The following is an 18,790-nucleotide window of genomic DNA, read 5'->3' as shown; positions in this document are numbered from 1 at the left end:
AGTAATTAATATCAATATTCAATACTAAAATGCTGGCTATATCTCCCCTCTTGTGAAGTGGGATCATCGGATTGTATGGATATTATATAGGAGTCACCATTAGACATCTCCGATAATTCAACTGAACCCCCTGTAAAAAGGTCGTTAAATCTTAATTTCTGCAGAGGTCTATTACTGTTAGGATATATCAAAAGCTTAAAACTCAGACAACGCAATATTTTTCCTTCTTCCTTCTTCCTTCTGCTACATTATACCCAGTAAAATTGAATAATATTAACAATCAACTGGAGTGATTTTTAGATTGGATTTACCTCTATCTTTGATATCTAGATTAAGTATCATTTTTTTTCATATTTAAATGCTCAACTACTCCGCTTTTCAATACAAAAAAATATAAATAGGGCTTGCTGATTAAATATAAAAGCATTGACATATAAAGACAAGTGCCTTTTTGGGAACGAAAAAAGTGCGCCTGTTTCAGTCTAAAACGCTCAAAAAGGAGCGTATTTTAGGCGCATAGTTGGGCAGAAAAATTATTCTTACAATTCTTACTCCTACTTCCTCGCTCATTCCCATTTATCCTATCTCCTGTCTCCTGTATCCTGTCTCCTACTAAAATACTTTTTCAGCAAACCCTAAATAATATCAATAGCAAAGAAAATACGGTTAAACAGATTTTTTTTTAAAAGTGCTATATTTGGCTTATAAATTTTTATAAAAAATCCTGGTGAATAAAAAAAGACCTCAATCTATATTATCTATAATCGGCCGTAAAATTATTAATCAAACATCTAGATTATTGAGATTACCTACTATTGATAATTTAGAAGCTCAACTACAGGAAAAAACTGAGCAACTAGAGCAAATATATGCACAACAAAAAGCAATATATCGGGCGATCGGCAAGATTAGAGCATCTCTCGACCTAGAAACAATCTTTCGCACAACCACAAAAGAAACTTGTAGACTTTTAGGTGTCGAACGAGTCTCAGTATATCGTTTTAATGAAGACTGGGGAGGTGAATTTGTTGGTGACTTTGAATTTGCTGAAGTTGGTTGGGATGAACTCGAATTTATATACAAAAACACCGTTTGGAATGATAGTTATCTTCAGGAGCATCAAGGTGGTCGGTATCGCAATAATGAAACACTTGTAGTAAAAGACATTTATAAAGCAGAGTTGTCACAATGCCATATTGAAATATTAGAACAATTTCACATCAGAGCATATGCCACTGCTCCTATTTTTATTAAAAAAAAACTATGGGGTATTCTAGCTGCTTATCAACATTCTAAACCCCATGAATGGGAAACTTCTGCCGTAAATTTTTTGAGTCAAATTGCTGTTCAACTAGGCTTTGCAGTGCAGCAAGCAGAACAACTAGCTGAAGTCGAACAAAAAGCCAAAGATTTACAAGCAGCTAGCCAACAACAAATGATTTTATTCAACTTAATTTCAGAAATTCGTGAATCTCTCGACCTCCATACCTTATTTAAAACTACTGCCAAAGAGGTCAGAAAAGCTCTAGAGAGCGATCGCGTAGGCATATTCCGCTTCTACCCAGAAAGTAACTACTGCTATGGAGAATTTGTTTCTGAAAGCGTTTTACCCATTTATGATTCGGCCCTTTCGATCAAAGTGAATGATTATTGTTTTGGCGAACAGTATGCCATCCATTATCAACAGGGGCGTATGCAAGTGCTGACAGATATTTACAATGCTGATTTAAAAGACTGTCATATTGAAATCTTAGAGCAATTTCAGATTAAAGCACAAATTATTATGCCTTTAATCATGGGTTCAAAACTTTGGGGACTGCTTTGTATTCATCAATGTGAAAAAAGCCGTGAATGGACTTCCACTGAAATTAGATTCGTCAAACAATTAGCAACTCAGTTTAGCGTCGCTTTAGAACATTCCCATCTACTTGCTCAAACTCGCTCACAAGCAGATGAGTTAGGTAAAACCCTAGATGCACTTCAAGAAGCAAATCTCAAGTTAGAACGTCTGGCTCGACTGGATGGTTTAACTAAAATTTCTAACCGTCGTTACTTCGATGAATTTTTAGACCAAGAATGGCGACGAATGGCAAGAGAAAAACAATTTTTATCTCTAATTATGTTTGATGTGGATTATTTCAAACTATACAATGATGTTTACGGTCATCAACAAGGAGACAAATGCTTGATTAAAATAGCTCATGCAGCTCAAGGGGTTTTGAAACGTCCGGCAGACTTGTTAGCTCGTTATGGGGGGGAAGAGTTTGCTGTGATTTTATCAAAGACTGACCAAAGTGGGGCTTGTGAAGTAGCAGCACAGATTCAATCAGCGATTAAGGCTTTAGGTATTCCTCATCCTAGTGGGAAAAAACAAATAGTTACTATCAGTCTTGGTGTTACGACTCAGATCCCTTCATTGGCTCAAACACTCCATACATTTATAGGCCAAGCTGATCAAGCTTTATATGAAGCTAAACAACAGGGACGAGATTGCTGGATACATTTTAGTATGATTTCTGCTTCTCGAGATACAAAGGACTTTTAAGATGACTGCAAATTTTCAAACTATGATGCGATCGCACAAATATATCTCAATAATTTACTCCAGAGGCGTTGGTGGATTATTGTATGATATTAACCTTAATTACTTAGGAGTCAGGAGGACCGAGTCAGGATTCAGGAGAAAGAAATGTACTTTTCGGTCAATTAAGTAAAGACAATATCTAATCTTGCCATTCAAAGAATTACTCTTATACCAAATTCACCCAAAGGCAGTTACATCTTAATTTGTGATTTATTCCTAAAAGAAAAAATTATAAATTCCATAAATTCTCAAATTTCCACCTTTTTTCCTCTTGAATATTTATGTTTCTCTGTTCCCTGTTCCCTGTTCCCTGTTCCCTGTTCCCTGTGTCGTCACTGTAGCAATATTTTATGAAATTGGTATGAATTTACCTAAATTACTGATTTCATACCTCCAATCACCAACGCCACTCTAGAAAATTGCTCTTCAGATTGAATACATCATTTAAGGAACTATATCTATAATTTTAGACAGAATTAACCTGACCTTAAGATTAATAGGTCTACTTAATTTACCGTTCTTAGAAACCTACAACTATCTGTAAAAATCTATAATTTTCCCAATAGCAGTCGTCATTACTGTATTGTACTTATGAAATAGCTCAAACAAGGAAATATCAATCATTAAACCTCTTGCTTCTGCTATATGAAAGAAAATCGCTATAATACCCGCAACTATCGACAAGGAATAAAAAATATTGTCCAAATTAATAAATTTATTTGGAATAACTGACAACTATGTAGTATGTAGGAAGTTGTATGATACTATGTTCCTCTAGTTATGCTGAGAGTAGTTATTGAAGTGTGAACTCGGTGTATGAGTAAATTTTACAGGTTAATAATTATTCTATTCACCAAAAATTATCAGGGGTATATCAATACATCATCTATATTTAGAGGGGTTCATAAAGTATTAAACTTGATATGAAAAATATATATCCAGGAAATCGTGTGATATTTCTCAAAAGTACCCAGATGGGAAAAAATCTAATGGTACGCTATCTACTTCCAAGTATACTCAGTGTTTTTGTACTTGGAAGTCCTACTGAAGCTGCTACCCTAGAATCTTGGCAGTTTCAAGCAAATCAGAATCGACTATCTTTTACTACTGAAGGAGGTGTTCAGCCAAAAGCACAATTAATAACTAACCCAACTCGCTTAGTTATAGATTTGCCTGGCACAACTTTAGGTGGTATAAGAACTTCTCAAGTTGTCGGTGGGGCAATAAAAGCAGTTAGAGTAGGACAATTTAATTCTCAAACAGCTAGGATTGTAGTAGAATTAAATAATGGGTATACTCTTGACCCAAAACAGGTGCAATTTAGGGGCATATCTCCTAGCGAATGGACTGTGCAAATACCCACACCTCAAAAGATTGCCTCTACTTCAGATATTAACCTTAAACCCCAGTCTCCATCCCCACCACCTCAAAGTTCTCAGTCTCCATCCCCACCACCTCAAAGTTCCCAGTCTCCATCCCCACCACCTCAAAGTCCTCAGTCTCCACCCCCACTACCTCAAAATTCGCCTTTAGCTCCTCGCAGAATAGAGAGACCGAGTAATCAAAATATACTAAGACCAAGAAACCCTGCTCCTGTTAATCAAGTTGCTACCACTGGTACGCCAACTCTTGTAGAAGATGTCCAAGTAAAGCAAGATGGAGTAGTTCTACAAACGAGCGGTAAACTACCAGAAATAGAACTTAAGAAGAGTGTTGACCGTACCTGGATGACCATTGATATTCTGAATGCTACTCTCACAGCAAAAGATGTCAAGTCAAATCAAAGATTTAACGAATCTGGATTAACAATTACTCAACTTACTCAGCTTTCAATAACACCTGCAGTAGTTCGTTTGACAGTGAGTCTTCCAGATACCAAAACTCAATGGCAAGCTCGTGCTTATGCAGGTGGAGTAGCAATATGGCCTCAAGGAGAAACACCACCAACAATTAATCAAGGTACTGGTTTTGCAGTTGTTAAGTCAGTAGAATTGAAAAATGGTACTGACTTAGTAATTACAGGGGATCGACCTCTGAACTATACCAGTGGTTGGGATTCTGAAGAGGATGCTTATGGAATTACTATATATGGTGCTCAGGTTGATGACCGATTAAAGTTACCTGGCCGACAGGTTGGTAGTCCTTTAATTTGGGCAAAGATACGTCAAGAAGATCCAGAAACAGTGACAATTCTGGTTAAGCCTGCTACTAATATTAAAATTGCCGAGGTAACTCAGCTTACTCCACAAAAGTTATCTTTACCCATGGGTTGGGGTAATATTGGCACTACTCCTCCTGGTTGGCGACCAGATCCTAGACAACAATCTTCTAATTCCAGACCTTCAATCTTATCACGGGGGAACAGTTCATTACCCCAAAATTCACCACCCCAAAATTCACCCCCTCAGAATAGATTACCTCAGAATTCCCCAGGAAATTTACGTCCGAGACGGTGGCCTTTTCCCTGGCCTCGTCGCAACGACCGCCGTTCTAATACTACTAATAATGGTAATCGTCGTTTTCCTTTGCCGAATCGATTACCCCAGCGTGATGGACGGTTAATGATAGTTATAGATCCTGGGCACGGAGGACCTACAGATTTAGGTGGAGTGGGTTTTGGTCTGCGAGAGAAGGATATTGTGTTGCCCATGTCATTGGAGGTAGCTCAAATCCTGGAGCAGAATAATATACAAGTGGTGATGACTCGTAAGACAGACCGGGATTTAGATTTACCACCAAGGGCAGAATTGGCCAATCGGGTAAATGCCGATTTGTTTGTGAGTATTCATGCTAATGCTATTAGTATGAGCCGTCCTGATGTTAATGGTTTAGAGACTTTTTATTATCAAAGTGGCCAGGCTTTAGCACAGTATATTCAGAATAGTATGTTGGAAAGTTTCCCCACAATGAATAATCGTGGTGTGAAGCGGGCTCGTTTTTATGTGCTAAGAAAGACTAAGATGCCTGCTGTATTGGTAGAGGTGGGTTTTGTTACTGGTAATTATGATTCTAGGATTCTTGCGGACCCTGTTCAACGCAGTCGTATGGCACAGGCGATCGCTCGTGGGATACTTAGATATGTTCAAGCTTATTCTCGTTAAGATTAATGAGGTGTTAGGTGTTAGGTTTTAGCTGGTAGGTGTTGGGAAAAATACTAAGGTAAGGTATAGCAGTACGCGCTGGTATATTGATAAATTGCAGAAATAGCTAATTGCCAAAAGCTTTATCTCGTAAGCTTTTTCCATCTCTACTTCCTACTTCCTACTCCTAATAATGTAGCACTATAGTTGTCAAATCAAGCATTAACGCAGGAGCTATGGTATTACTGATTCTCCAGTTATACAGAATTCAATTTTGACTTGTCAGTATCACCTCCGTTTAATTAGCGATAGAACTCTGTTCCGCGCTCCGCGTTGCTGAAAATCTTCTTCGTATATTTCTTCCTGTGAAATCCATTCTGTCAGAAAAAACCTTGCTTTTTGAGCTTTTTGATAGGGAGGAATATAGATAAAAAATGTCGGATGTTTAGATAATGTTACTCCAATATTATTTCCCGGTATTAGAAGAGGAACAATTTTTTTTTCAGACAAAAGGCATTGCTCACCTCCACGGATTCCTGAAGATGTTGTAGTTGGAGGTGCGCCTCGATCTAGATCTAGAGGTATATATGTTTGAGAAATTCTCCAGTCATTGCTAATATTTCCGAAGCTAGGTATTGCGAAAGCTGGTCTTTGCACAACTCCAGCAATATTCAATAACTTCATCATTAAAACAACTGATAAAGTAGTCATTAATAATAGATATCTCATATAGCATCTGGATAATTAGTTATCGTATAATTATTCAGTAGTCGGGAGAAAGGATAAAGGAAAGGTGAGAGTAGGAAAAATCTTGAGAGTAGGAAAAATCTTGAGATATTCCGGCATTTTATGTCTGCATTGAATGGAAGTATAGACTGTGACAACTGTATAACTGGATTTCATATTATATAAATTATGGGCGTTCCTGAATAAATGTATGACATTTTAGGAGTCAGGATTCACGAGGTATAAAAACTCCCTTCTAATCCCTTAGTTAGGAAAAATAGCTATGATTTACACTCTTATTTTTGGATCAAAATTTACATTTTAGAAGTTTCATACTTAAAATCACCAAAGCCAATTCTGTAGTTATTTATCCAGATATTCAGTATATTCAGTTCTTATAAACTTCTAGTTATCGGAGTTTATACATGATTTATTACACTAAATTATATTCTTTTATTTTTCAGGATAAAAAAATAGCAAAACCTCCCACTATTCTGTAAAGTATTTATTTTTTGTTCATATAGCAATCCTAAATCATTCGTGAAATTTTATCTTTATCCCTGATGAGTTTAATACCTACCACACCTTACAGCTATCCATTACCCACATCTTTCTTAATATAAAACTTTACAAAATAGACAACTTATGTATAAGTCTTTGAGAGGCTTTTTCCAGAGAAAAGTGCATTGAAAAATACATTTTTTTGAGAACTGTAGACAAGATTCTTACTTCCCACCCTCCCCACAAAGTTTTCAGGAGTTCCGTATAAGGGATAGACCTTATAGACAGACAAATGGGTTTGGTCGGGTGAAAATTCCCATCCACCCTATTCTCAGTTCTAGCTAACTGCTGACTCCTGACTGCTTTACGTCGCCAATCCGACGACTCCCCTACCTAACTCCTAATTCCTGACTCCTTCTTCAATACCTAATCCCCTATTTCTCCTACTTTTTGCAATGCCGCTCTGAGATTACCTTGGTATTCAGATAAAATCCTGTCGCCTTCTTCTTTTTCTAAACCACTCCAATGCATAAAAAGTGCCAACTTAACTGAATCGTTACTTTTATTTAATAAATTTGTGGCCTCATCCCTACTCAACTCAGTTAAATCCTCAATAATGCGTAGAGCGCGATCGCGTAACTTAGTATTTTTCACTGCTACGTCAACCATACGATTACCATAAACCTTTCCCAGTCCTACCATTACTCCCGTTGATAAAATATTCAAAGCCATTTTGGTGACTGTTCCTGCTTTTAACCGTGTGGAACCTGCCAATAATTCTGGGCCAACTACCAGCCGAATATCCACATCTACTTCCACACTAAACTGCTCCACAGGAACACAGGTAATAAAAATTGTTTTTGCTCCCCTTTGTTTTGCTGCTTCTAAAGCACCATGCACATAAGGAGTTGTACCACCAGCAGTAATACCAGCTACCACATCCAAATTCGTAATATGGCGCGAAGCGATCGCCTGACTACCATCTTCAAACTGGTCTTCCAAATCTTCCGAACTACGGACTAAAGCGCCGGCACCACCAGCAATAATCCCTTGTACTAAATCCGAAGGCGTACAAAATGTTGGAGGACATTCAGCCGCATCCAATACCCCCAAACGACCACTTGTACCAGCACCCACATAAAAAAGTTTGCCACCTTGGCGTAGAGCTTCAGTCGTGATGTCCACTGCCTGAGCTAATTGTAAACGGGATGCAGCGATCGCCTCTAAAGTTCGCTGGTCCTCTTGATTAAATAAGTCCACCAACTCTAAAGAGCTTAACCTATCTAAATTCTGACTATTGGGGTTAACCTGTTCTGTCAATAAATGACCTCGTGCCTGTAAATTGTCCATCTTTAGCCCATTACTAATTTAAAAATTATAGATCGCGCTCAAGCCATAAGCCGAAAAATTAGTTCCTGTTTGTATTCATATAGCACGCGAAAGAGTTGGTGTTTGACTTATCAAAATAACATGGGTCTCAAACCCCGCCTTTTAAGGGGAAATATTTTTGGAGAGTTGCTCACGCATCCCCGTTACAAAAATAACTTCTGACTTTTGACTTCTGACTTCTGACTTGCGCGTAGCGCTATAAAAGACCTTCCAGTTGACGCCTAATTCTATCTAAGTCAGGGACGTTTTCACCCTTTTCAGTAATTGGATCTGGAGCTAGTTGCCAATCAGTATTTTCTACATTATTCTCTGGGGGTATCTCCAAAGCACCTGCGGGTATAACTTTCCACTCATAATCTACACCCCTACAAAATTCCATAATTTCTTCTTGCTCAAATTCTTCCACCGCAGGAGAAGGAAAATCTTGAGCTTCTAGCAACACACCAAAGCGAGTGGCATCATCTTCTGATTCAAACATCAAGACCTGATTACGATCGCCACTCTGAATAGTATGAATTCCTTCATTTTCAGTTCTAGCATTAAACAGTAAAACAAATACTCGCATAACTTTTCCTAATGTGAATAGACAATTATTTTGTTTATAGCGCTGCGCGCAGGCAACAGGCAACAGGCAACAGGCAATAGTGGGAATAAAAAGCTGATAATACAAGACTTGTAGCTATTGGACAATTGCTGCAATTTGTAAATATGCCAGCGCACATTGCTATATATTAGTAGATACAAAATAATAATGTGTCTAAATTATAGTCAAGGAAAGGGGAGGGTATGGAGGGTGAGAAGTTTGAGGAGGGTGGAGAATACATTGTCTGATGTTACCATAGTCTCACCTTTCAAGGGGATGAGAAAAGTAAACTTCAGTATTTCAGTGCTTCTGACTTTAGCGGTCGGTACTGATAACTGATAACTGATAACTGATAACTGAAATGACGAATACTCCAGATAATTCTAATCAGCAAACTGATATCTCCAAGTCTAGAAACTGGCGCAGAATAGTAATTATTAGTGGTTTGGGTTTAGGGACAGTCTCTGTAGGAGGGGGAGCAGTAGGAACTTGGTGGTTTCAAGAAAAGTTAGCCCCAATGGTGAGTGAGAATCTCACTAGACTTACACAAAGGCCAGTTCAAGTGGGCGAACTGAAAAAATTTAGAATTGGTTATCTAGAATTTGGTCCTTCTTCTTTACCTCCAACTTCAACAGACTCGATCGCTGCTTCTACGGAGATAGTTAAAGTTAGGTATGCTCTTGGACCTTTGTTATTCAAGACTCTGAAACTTGATATTACATTTGGAAAATCTGAAGCTAATTTACAACAGGAAGCTGATGGTTTGTTTAAAATTCCAGAGTTGGCAGATTTACCACCTCCTCCTTTTAATGTTGATATTACAGCTCTACGTTTCCCGGAACTGGGTGTTAGTATTTTGCCTTCAGAAAAAGGAAAGTCTTCTCAACCGATAATGTTAGATTTGAGTAATAGTGAAGTTTTTTCTAAAGACAAACTGCAACGTTGGTTGGTAGACCTGAATGGGAAAGTTATTGATGGTGGTGGTAATTTTCGGGTTGATGCTGATGCTAATCTCAAAAATTCTGAAGTTAAAGCTGATGTTGTAGCGCAAAAATTGCAATTACCAATATTTGTTCCTTTAGTATTAGCGTTGGAAAATATTCCTGATGTAAGTGTGCAAAGTGGAGAGTTAAATGCAGACCTCCGGACTCAGATTAAATTAAGCGATAACATTGCTGAAGTTGTACAAAATATCCAGGGAAAAGTTAGTTTGCAGCAGTTGAAAGCTAACAGCAGTTTCCTGAGCGACACTGTTAACCTGAATACGGTTGCTAATGTTGCTTGGCCAAAAGTTACGGTGGAAAATTTCAACGCCAACTACGGGAATATTGGATTAAAACTCAAGGGTACAGCACAAACAACGGCAGACTTAGACCCTCAAAATCTTAATCTGAATTTGAATGGGGAGGTTTTACCTGTTAGTTTCGACACTTTGTTTAATACTGCTACTACAGAAATTGATTTGCTTTCGGGTAAAATTGAAACGGCAGAAACTAAGCAGCAACTTCAGCAAATTCGGGGTCAAATTCAGGATATTAGACCTTTATTAGATGGGGGTGTGAAAACTAATTTCAGTATTGTTGGTAGTTTGCTGCAACCAGTGGTATCGGGAAAGGTTCAAACGACTGAAGTTACTAGAGTTGATAGATTAAGATTTCAGGATATTGCGACAAATTTTACTATTAGTCCGCAGTTAAACCAAGAATTTCAACCGCTCAATTTAACTGCTGGTTTTTCTGACTTACAAATTACTCCAGTAGTGGGAGGGAAAATTACAGGCAAGGGTGAAGTTAGAAGTCAAAAGTCAAAAGTCAAAAGTAAAGAAGAAGTCAAAATTCAAAAGTCAAAAGTTAAAAGGAAGAATTTAGAAGTCAAAAGTCAAAAGTTAGGAGTTGGCAGTCAGTCAGTTCCACAAAGTCAAAAGTTAGAAGTCGCGAGTTGGGAGTCAGTTCCACAAAGTCAAAATTTCCTACGGAATGTTTCCCTGCGGGATGCTACGCAAACGCAAACAAAAGTCAAAAATCAAAATTCAGTAGGGGCGAATGGCATTCGCCCTCACTTCAAAAGTCAAAAGTTAGGAGTTGGCAGTCAGTCAGTTCTACAAAGTCAAAATTCAGAAGTCGGGAGTTGGAAGTCAGTCAGTAAAGAGCAGGAAACGAATTTTAATCCTGTAGTTGACTTAAACCTGAAGGTGGAAAATTTACCCCTAGAACCGATCGCTCAACAATATGGTATTACTCCACCTCTTCCCCTCGGTAACTTTTCTTCTGAAGTAGCGATCGCTGGTGCTTTGGAAAGTCTGAAAGGGCAAGTTCAATGGCAGTTACCAAAAGCTGTTTATCCGGTGAGTGGTACTGTTGATATTGTTGATAGTCAGGCGAATATTAAAAATACTGTTGTTGAAGTTGGTGGGGGAAAGGTTAATATTGATGGTACTGCTAATCTGGATAACTGGCAGCTCAACGTTACTGTCAATCAAATTAATTTAGATAATTTAGAACCTTTAAAACCATTGGGTTTACCATCTGGGTTGGAAGGTATTGTTAATGCTCAAGCTAGTTCTTCTGGTCTCACGAGGGATTTTTCAATTAATAGTATTGATGGGAATGGGAGTGGGGTAATAAATATTGCTGGGGGTCAGGTTAATTTTAATGCTCGGGCAAATAATGGTAGTTTGCAGGGTAAGGGAAATGCTGTTCAATTGAGTTTAAGTGCTTTAGAAAGAATAGGGAGAAATGCAAATTTTCTGACGACTCCTAATCCTATTTTATCTAGTCAAACTGATGGGAAGGTTAATGGTGAAGCTACTTTTTCAGCTAATCTAAATGATTTAAGTTTGCCTGGCATAACCAGTGGTTTTCAGGGGAATGTTAATATTGCTAATGGTACGGTTAATGCTAATGGGAAAGTTAATAATGGTAATTTTCAAGCATTGGTTGATACTGAAGAATTACCACTTAATCCTTTGTTAGATTTGGGGTTATCGGCAGTAAATTCTGGAATTATTACTGACCAGGAACAGTTAAATAATATTAGGGTTAATATTCCCAGGTTAAAAACTCTGAATGGTAGACTAAATGGCAAGGTTAATTTATCAGGAAATCTGGCAAATCCTTCCCCGGAAAATATAGCAGGAGATTTAGTGGGAAATCTCAAAATTGAGGAAGGTACAATTAATGCTACAGGTAGTTTAAATTCGGGTAATTTTCAAACGACAGTTAAAACTAATCAAATATCTCTTACTGCCGTCGAAAAGTTATTAACAGAAGCACAAATTGTTTCTCTGAAAAATAATGTTTTACCAACAGATATTAAGGGAGAAGTTCAAGGGGAAGCGACTATATCTGGAAATATTAATAATTTAACTCCTACAGGAATTGCTATTGATGGGGATGGGAAAGTAATTATTGCTGGAGGAACTGTTAACGCTACGGGTAAATTAAATAATGGTAATTTTCAAGCTTCAGTTAATAGTAGTAAATTAGCAGTAAATCCACTTATGGATTTAGGAGAAGCGGTTTTAACATCAGGATTAATTCCAGTAGAACCTAATCAAATTCAAATTTTACAAGCTCAAATTCCTGCTATTAAAACTTTAAATAGTCAAGTTGATGTTAATGCTAATTTATCTGGAAATTTAAATAATTTATCTCCAGAAGCAATTACCGCTAATACTAATAGTAAATTATTTATTGATGGCAATGCTGTTTATATTGATGGTAAACTCGAACGAGGAAACTTTTTTGCAAATGTAGGAACAGAAAATATTGCTTTACGCCTTTTGGAAGAAACAGTCAGAAAAACTGGTTTAATTGCTATACCAGCTAGCGCAACTTTACCTCCAGGAATTGAAGGAGAATTATTTGGTAATCTGAGCGTATTTGGCAACTTAAATAATCTGAATCCTCAAGCAATAGCCGCTGATGGAACCGGAAAATTAATCATTGGAAATAATACAATTAATGCCACAGGAAAATTAAATAATGGTAATTTTACAGCCTCAGCGATCACTGAACCTATTCCATTGAGTTTTGTAAAAAAAATAGCTAAAGAGCTAGACACGAATTTGGGCACGGATAACACGAATAAGGAAATTATAGAATTAGTTTTGCCTTATTTAGACACAATAAATGGCAATATTCTAGGCAATGCTAAAGTCGCTGGAAATTTAGAGAATTTAAACCCAGAAGCTATAGCTGCTGAAGCGGAAGGAAAAGTACTTTTGGCAAATGGTGGAACTGTTAATATTACTGGAGAATTAGTAGGTAAAAAATGGCAAACTGCTATAGTAGGAGACCAAATTCCTTTAGAGCAATTTTCGGCAGCATTGGAAAAACAAGAACAGACAAAACCAGCCGTTGCAGCTATTAGACAGGTACAAAAATTATTAGGGCAAGCTGAAAATTTACCAGTAATTGGTGGCTTTTTAAATACAAATATCGACCTGTCTGGAACCCTAGCAAATTTCTCTCCAGAAGCTATAGCCGCTCAAGCAAAATTAACACTTTCAGAATTACCAGTTATTCAACAACCTCTTAATTCTCTGTTTGACTGGAAAGGTAAACAAGTAGAAATAGAAAAAGTTTCTATCCCGCCAAACGTTAATGCTAATGGAGTAGTAGGTGTAGATTTTACACAACAAAAACCACCGACAATTTCTGGAATTAATATTAATGTCAATTTGTCAGATTTTGACTTAGAATCTCTGCCCATAGAAAAATTAGCACAAAATTTACCCATAGAAAAAAAAGGAGAGTTATTAACAGGTAGAGTCAACTTTGATGGTAAAGTCATCGGTAAATCTATCGAAGATTTAAGTTTGGTTGGTGATATTGTATTGCGAAACCTAGCCGTAAATTCAGTAGATTTTGATTCCGTTTTATCTGGAAAATTAAATGCAGGAATAGCTGATGGAGTAACATTTAAAATTGCAGGGGAACAAGACCGTCTAGAATTAGTATTAGATCGATTTGATCAAACCTATTTTCCCACTGCTTTCTTAATTCAACGCGACGAAGCAAAACTCGCAGGAGTCACAGAAGGAGAAAACCTCCTAGTAACATTAGAGCAATTTCCTGTTGAATTATTAGATATAGCGCCAGCAGCACAATTTGATATCGCTCAAGTTTCCGGGGAAGCATCCGCCAAAATAGCAATATCTGGTCTGAGAACATTCGACTTGAACTCCATCGCAGCAAACGGAAATCTTGCAGTTGCCAAACCTAGCATTGGTTATATAGATGCAGAAAGTTTCACCGCAGATATCAATTTTGCCGAAGGTATAGGAACTCTCAATGACGGTACATTATTATTAGGTGACAGTCGATATGTCTTACAAGCAATGGTCGATATTAATTCTCCCGACGCCAATTTCGACCCCAAATTTGCTGGCAACCTAAAAATTGAAAAAGGTGAAGCTCAAGATATTTTGACCGCCCTCCAATGGTTTAACTTAGAAGATATTGCGCGAGGTATAAAGACTCCAAATTATGCCAACGCTGAAGATGTGCAACCAGTTGCAGTAGGTTTTCCAGAAAATACACCAGTCATTTCCCAACTGCGTCGGTTTGCCGAAATTCAAGCTTTGCTAAAACAACAACAAGAAAGTCAACAACCAAACACTCCCATACCAATACCACCCCTTGCAGACCTAGATATAACTTTTTCAGGAGAAGTAACAGCAGAAGGAACTTGGCAGTCTGGTATTGACGGCAAATTTGACATCAATGGTAGCGACTGGAGTTGGGGACCTTACAAAGTCGATAAATTTCTCGTACAGGGTCAGTATGAAAACGAAGTGCTGACAGTCAAACCACTAGAAGTGCAAGCAGGAGAAACATTATTAGCATTTAATGGAGATTTGAGTGCAGAAAATCAGACTGGGAAATTACGATTAGAAAATATAGATTTAGGAGAAATACAGAAATTTGCCCAAAATTATATACCACCAAATATCAATTTTAATATTACAGGAATTTTGAATGCCGAAACAGAAATAGGAGGAAATTTTGAAGACCCCAGAGCTATAGGCAAAATCAATATAGTAGACGGCACCTTAAACGAAACACCCATTGAAAAAGCACAAACAGAATTTAGTTATAACACTGGGCGTCTGCGTTTTGGTGGAGGTATTTCTATAATTGGAGACCCCATTTTGTATAGAGGGGATGTACCCATTGACCTACCCTTTGCTCAAGTTTCCGCAGGTAGCGATCTAATTAACGTCAGCGTCAATATTAAAAATGATGCGTTACAGATAGTTAACATCTTGACCGACCAGGTGACATTAAACTCTGGTCAAGGAGATATATTATTGCAGGTCAAAGGAACATTACAACAACCAGAACCAGAAGGATATGCTAAATTTGCAAATATAAGTATCACAGCAGCAGCATTTCCCCAACCTCTAACAGACCTAGAAGGAACAGTTTTATTTCAGGGCGATCGTATAGAGGTAAAAGAACTCCAAGGAATTATTAGTGATGGTAAAGTTGAAGTCATTGGTGTTTTACCAATTTTTCAACCCTTTGGCAGTCAAGAACCAGATATAAATAACCCCCTGACAATTACATTAGACCAACTCAATATAGACTTTCAACGAGTTTTTCAAGGTGGTATTGATGGAAAAGTCCTGATTACAGGTACAGCTTTGCAACCAGAAGTAGGCGGTAACGTTGAAGTCTCCCAAGGTAAAATATTTTTAAATCAGGCAGCAGGTTTAGCAGCAGCAGCAGGTAGTCAAGAAAATCCACCTAGTTTTGGCATGGGAGAATTTGAGATTGGTCTAAATAATTTTCAAGTGACTCTAAGCGATCGCCTACAGATGATTAGTCCAGGACTAGCTAACTTTGAAGTTGCAGGTGGTTTACTGATTAACGGAACCCTCAGCGATATTCGTCCAAGCGGCACGATCGACCTAGCAGCAGGGTCGATTAATCTATTTACTACAGAATTGCGTTTAGACCCCAACTATAACAACATAGCTACCTTTACCCCAATTAATGGACTTGACCCCATTGTAGATGTACAGCTATTAGCATCAGCTTTTGAAAGCAACCGTTCATCATCCCCATCATCACCATTATCACCTGAGACCATAGATGCTCCATCACCAGGCACCTTGAATAGTAGTCAGAGAGTTAGAATTATGGCAACAGCAAAAGGACCTCTATCAGAATTAGAAAATAACCTAGAGTTGACCAGTTCTCCAAAGCGATCAGAAGTACAAATAGTCAGTTTGTTGGGTGGTAATATCATTGATACCCTTAGTGAAGATAGGAATTTAGCATTAGCTAATGTAGCAAGTACCACCATACTTGCTAACTTACAACAAGATATTATTGCAGCAACTGGGTTAAGTGAATTTCGGATATTTCCTGCAAGTATTCCTAAACGTGGAGCGCGACGTGCTTCCTCTTTGGGTTGGGGTTTGGAGGTAGGTGTTGACGTGACGAATAAATTAGGAGTATCCATGACTAGACTTTTTGGTGCCAATGAACCAACGGAATTTTCTCTGCTTTATGAACTTAATGATGAAGTACGCATCCGAGGAGGCAGTAACTTTAATGATAATGCAGTATTATCAGTGGAATATGAAGTACAATTTTAGTATTGCTACTCCGAAAACACATCTGGATAAATTTTTGGCATGGTTATATCTAATATTGTCTGCTTTACCTCGTATCAATAATATATTTTGATTTTTTGGGGATTTAGCTTTATAAGTTGCTAACTTATCCAGAAATTTTTGAGCTGCTGCTTCAGCTTCAATATTCTTTCCTGTAAGTTCTCCTGCAGTTTTCAGGTTGGCGATCGCATCTGAATAAGTTTTTGGGATTGCCAGCATATATAAAGGAACAACTCCTTTAAGTGCTTCTCTTGTTTTCTTGTGTACATCAAGGCCAATAATTAAATCTGGCTTGAGTTGCACAACTTGCTCTAAGTTTGGTTCTAGAAAACTTACACTACCAATTTGAGCAATTTTTTTGCCCTGCTCTCCAAACATATCGGGTTCTTGAGCAAAATCAGCCATATTTTCTAAAACCCCGGCGGGTTCTATTCCTAGTTCAGCTAAAATATCTAGGCACACATGATCGAGGCCCAAAATACGCTCTGGAATTTTATCTAAAACAATCTCAGTATTGGTAGAGTCAGTTACAATTAGAGTTTCTTCTGTAGCAGTTTCAGTATTTTGCTCCTCAGACAATGTAGAACTAGAATTTTGAGCTGGAGAACTACAACTGATTAAAGTTGTGAGTATTAAAAAAGTTGTAGCCAAGCGAAATATACTTAAAAGCATTTTTAAATTAGTATGAAATCTGGTTATTTTTTCATGGTAATACATCTAGACTAAAAATTCAGAAAATAACGAATACTCAGAGTTCTTCCAGGTGCAGCAAAACGTTCAGTGTCTCCAGCTCCTATAGCAGGTTGATTTGAAACAGGAATATATTGATGGTTTAACAAATTCTCAATACCTACCTGCCATTTTCCAAAACCTGTATTGAGGGAGCTAACAAAATCTACTGTAGTATAACCAGTAATTCTAAATGCATCTGTGCCTTCATCAAAAGCGCGATCGCGATTAGTTACATACAAAAGCTGTAAGCGATTATTCCAACCAGGCAAAGTTTGATTTTCTAGATAAAATGTTAACTTCATCGGTTGTACATCTATACTACTCAAAGGTACCCAACTACGATTATCATCAGGAAAAAGATCCCCTTCACCCTCCATCCAAGTAAAAGTCCCTCCAAGACTCCAGGTATTAGCTGGTTGCAAATCAAGACTAGCTTCTACTCCATAGTTTCTTTGAGGAGTCCTAGTAAGGTCTAGAAACAAGCTAGTTTGGGATACGGTTAAATTCTGTCCTTTATCTGTATTATTGTAATAAACTGCTGCAGTAAACTGTACTGAACTCCAGTTGCCACGCACTCCTATTTCATAATTATCTACTTTTTCTGGTGTTAGGAATTCGTCAATAGTAAAAATATTGATATCTTCCGATGCTGTAGTCCCTGCTTGTCTCAAGCTAGGGATAGTAAAGCTCTGGGAAAAGTTAGAATATAGGCTAATTGTTGATGAGAGTTTATAAAGAATTCCAAAATTAAAGGCTACATCTGACTCATTCACTTGACCTCCTTGAAACTCAGGCAAGGGTCTTCCTGCTGCAACATCAAGAAAGTTTGCGATCGCACTTCCCGTCCAATCTTCAACATCAATATCAATATTTTCATAACGTAGACCTCCGGTAAGTATTAATTTTTGAGAGACGTCCCAGTTTCCTTCCAGAAAAAGTCCTAGGTTATCTATTTCAAATTTAGGAACACGGGTTACAGTGTCCACAATATTTACTTCTCGTTCTTCATCAAACGCTACTGTATCGATAACAGATTCCTCGGTGTCATTTTTTTCATTTGTAAAATCAAACCCCCACAGCAGATTTGCTGAATTAGTAATCGGTGTATTAATTTGAAATCTAGTTCCTATCTTTCTCTGTTCAATACCACTTTGTTGGACAAGAGGTAGGTTACTTTCGATTGTTAGATTAGGGAATGCACCTCCTATGGCGTCTCGAATATCTGAAACTTTGTTTCTAAAATCAGTGCGTTGAAAGAAAAATTGGGCGTTGCAGATTTGCGGGATGAATGATAGGTTGGGACAGAGCAAGTCAAAGGGAAAAAATATGGAATGTCCAGAGTGCCAATCTAAACATATCCGTAAGAACGGTCGCAGACGCGGCCAGCAGAACCACATTTGTGTCAATTGCGGTCGCCAATTTGTATCGAATCCTCAAACTCAACTAGGATACAGTGACGATGCTCGTCTCATTTGTCTAAAAATGTATGTCAATGGTATGGGTTTTCGTGGGATAGAACGGGTAACAGGAATTCATCATACCACCGTCATCCGATGGTGACGACAGGT

Annotated in this window: 9 protein-coding genes and 1 pseudogene; 5 read left to right on the top strand and 5 right to left on the bottom strand. The window is 37.8% G+C overall.

Annotation, left to right across the window (positions count from 1 at the left end; all coding sequences use genetic code 11):
- Nucleotides 1-727 precede the first annotated feature (727 nt).
- The 3 genes from F6K06_RS27955 to F6K06_RS27945 all read left to right on the top strand — a co-directional run bounded on the left by F6K06_RS27955 (nucleotide 728) and on the right by F6K06_RS27945 (nucleotide 5,685).
- Nucleotides 728-2,545 carry a diguanylate cyclase domain-containing protein gene (locus tag F6K06_RS27955; RefSeq protein ID WP_205127665.1) on the top strand — a complete coding sequence of 606 codons (1,818 nt, stop codon included), beginning with the start codon at nucleotides 728-730 and terminating at the stop codon, nucleotides 2,543-2,545.
- A gap of 1 nt (nucleotide 2,546) precedes the next feature.
- Entirely contained in the window at nucleotides 2,547-2,714 is a 168-nt protein-coding gene (locus F6K06_RS27950; protein ID WP_205127666.1) for a hypothetical protein, read from the top strand.
- 793 nt (nucleotides 2,715-3,507) lie between these two features.
- Nucleotides 3,508-5,685: an N-acetylmuramoyl-L-alanine amidase gene (locus F6K06_RS27945; protein WP_124146114.1), complete on the top strand. Its 2,178-nt coding sequence runs from the start codon at nucleotides 3,508-3,510 to the stop codon at nucleotides 5,683-5,685.
- A 267-nt stretch (nucleotides 5,686-5,952) separates the two neighbouring features.
- On the opposite strand, the gene F6K06_RS27940 is transcribed toward F6K06_RS27945, so the two are convergent.
- The 3 genes from F6K06_RS27940 to F6K06_RS27930 form a co-directional block, all read right to left on the bottom strand.
- Nucleotides 5,953-6,393: a DUF928 domain-containing protein gene (locus tag F6K06_RS27940; RefSeq protein ID WP_124146113.1), complete on the bottom strand. Its 441-nt coding sequence runs from the start codon at nucleotides 6,391-6,393 to the stop codon at nucleotides 5,953-5,955.
- A gap of 924 nt (nucleotides 6,394-7,317) precedes the next feature.
- Entirely contained in the window at nucleotides 7,318-8,241 is a 924-nt protein-coding gene (gene murQ / locus F6K06_RS27935; protein WP_124146112.1) for an N-acetylmuramic acid 6-phosphate etherase, read from the bottom strand.
- Between the two features lie 235 nt (nucleotides 8,242-8,476).
- Complete coding sequence (locus F6K06_RS27930) at nucleotides 8,477-8,845, bottom strand: DUF3110 domain-containing protein (protein ID WP_124146111.1); 369 nt, start codon at nucleotides 8,843-8,845, stop codon at nucleotides 8,477-8,479.
- 379 nt (nucleotides 8,846-9,224) lie between these two features.
- On the opposite strand from F6K06_RS27930, the gene F6K06_RS27925 reads away from it, so the two are divergent.
- Complete coding sequence (locus tag F6K06_RS27925; protein ID WP_287243998.1) at nucleotides 9,225-16,472, top strand: translocation/assembly module TamB domain-containing protein; 7,248 nt, start codon at nucleotides 9,225-9,227, stop codon at nucleotides 16,470-16,472.
- On the opposite strand, the gene F6K06_RS27920 is transcribed toward F6K06_RS27925, so the two are convergent.
- A complete protein-coding gene (locus tag F6K06_RS27920) occupies nucleotides 16,446-17,162 on the bottom strand; it encodes an ABC transporter substrate-binding protein (RefSeq protein WP_287243995.1) in 717 nt (238 codons plus the stop codon). The genes F6K06_RS27925 and F6K06_RS27920 overlap by 27 nt on opposite strands.
- 50 nt (nucleotides 17,163-17,212) lie before the next feature.
- Nucleotides 17,213-18,619: a TonB-dependent receptor gene (locus tag F6K06_RS27915; protein ID WP_287243992.1), complete on the bottom strand. Its 1,407-nt coding sequence runs from the start codon at nucleotides 18,617-18,619 to the stop codon at nucleotides 17,213-17,215.
- On the opposite strand from F6K06_RS27915, the pseudogene F6K06_RS27910 reads away from it, so the two are divergent.
- A pseudogene (locus tag F6K06_RS27910) lies at nucleotides 18,549-18,779 on the top strand (IS1 family transposase); the annotation flags it as partial. The gene F6K06_RS27915 and the pseudogene F6K06_RS27910 sit on opposite strands and share 71 nt — an antisense overlap.
- Nucleotides 18,780-18,790 lie beyond the last annotated feature (11 nt).

Origin of the sequence: Okeania sp. SIO1H4 (assembly GCF_010672695.1) — a bacterium.
In the GTDB taxonomy this organism is placed as follows: domain Bacteria; phylum Cyanobacteriota; class Cyanobacteriia; order Cyanobacteriales; family Microcoleaceae; genus Okeania; species Okeania hirsuta.
This window is presented reverse-complemented; position numbering and strand designations above follow the sequence as displayed.

Bases quoted from the DNA above. Each gene is read 5' to 3' on its own strand.
- F6K06_RS27945 (WP_124146114.1), top strand. From the start codon at position 3,508: ATGAAAAATATATATCCAGGAAATCGTGTGATATTTCTCAAAAGTACC.
- F6K06_RS27950 (WP_205127666.1), top strand. From the start codon at position 2,547: ATGACTGCAAATTTTCAAACTATGATGCGATCGCACAAATATATCTCA.
- F6K06_RS27915 (WP_287243992.1), bottom strand. From the start codon at position 18,619: ATGTGGTTCTGCTGGCCGCGTCTGCGACCGTTCTTACGGATATGTTTA.
- F6K06_RS27920 (WP_287243995.1), bottom strand. From the start codon at position 17,162: ATGCTTTTAAGTATATTTCGCTTGGCTACAACTTTTTTAATACTCACA.
- F6K06_RS27925 (WP_287243998.1), top strand. From the start codon at position 9,225: ATGACGAATACTCCAGATAATTCTAATCAGCAAACTGATATCTCCAAG.
- F6K06_RS27930 (WP_124146111.1), bottom strand. From the start codon at position 8,845: ATGCGAGTATTTGTTTTACTGTTTAATGCTAGAACTGAAAATGAAGGA.
- murQ (WP_124146112.1), bottom strand. From the start codon at position 8,241: ATGGACAATTTACAGGCACGAGGTCATTTATTGACAGAACAGGTTAAC.
- F6K06_RS27940 (WP_124146113.1), bottom strand. From the start codon at position 6,393: ATGAGATATCTATTATTAATGACTACTTTATCAGTTGTTTTAATGATG.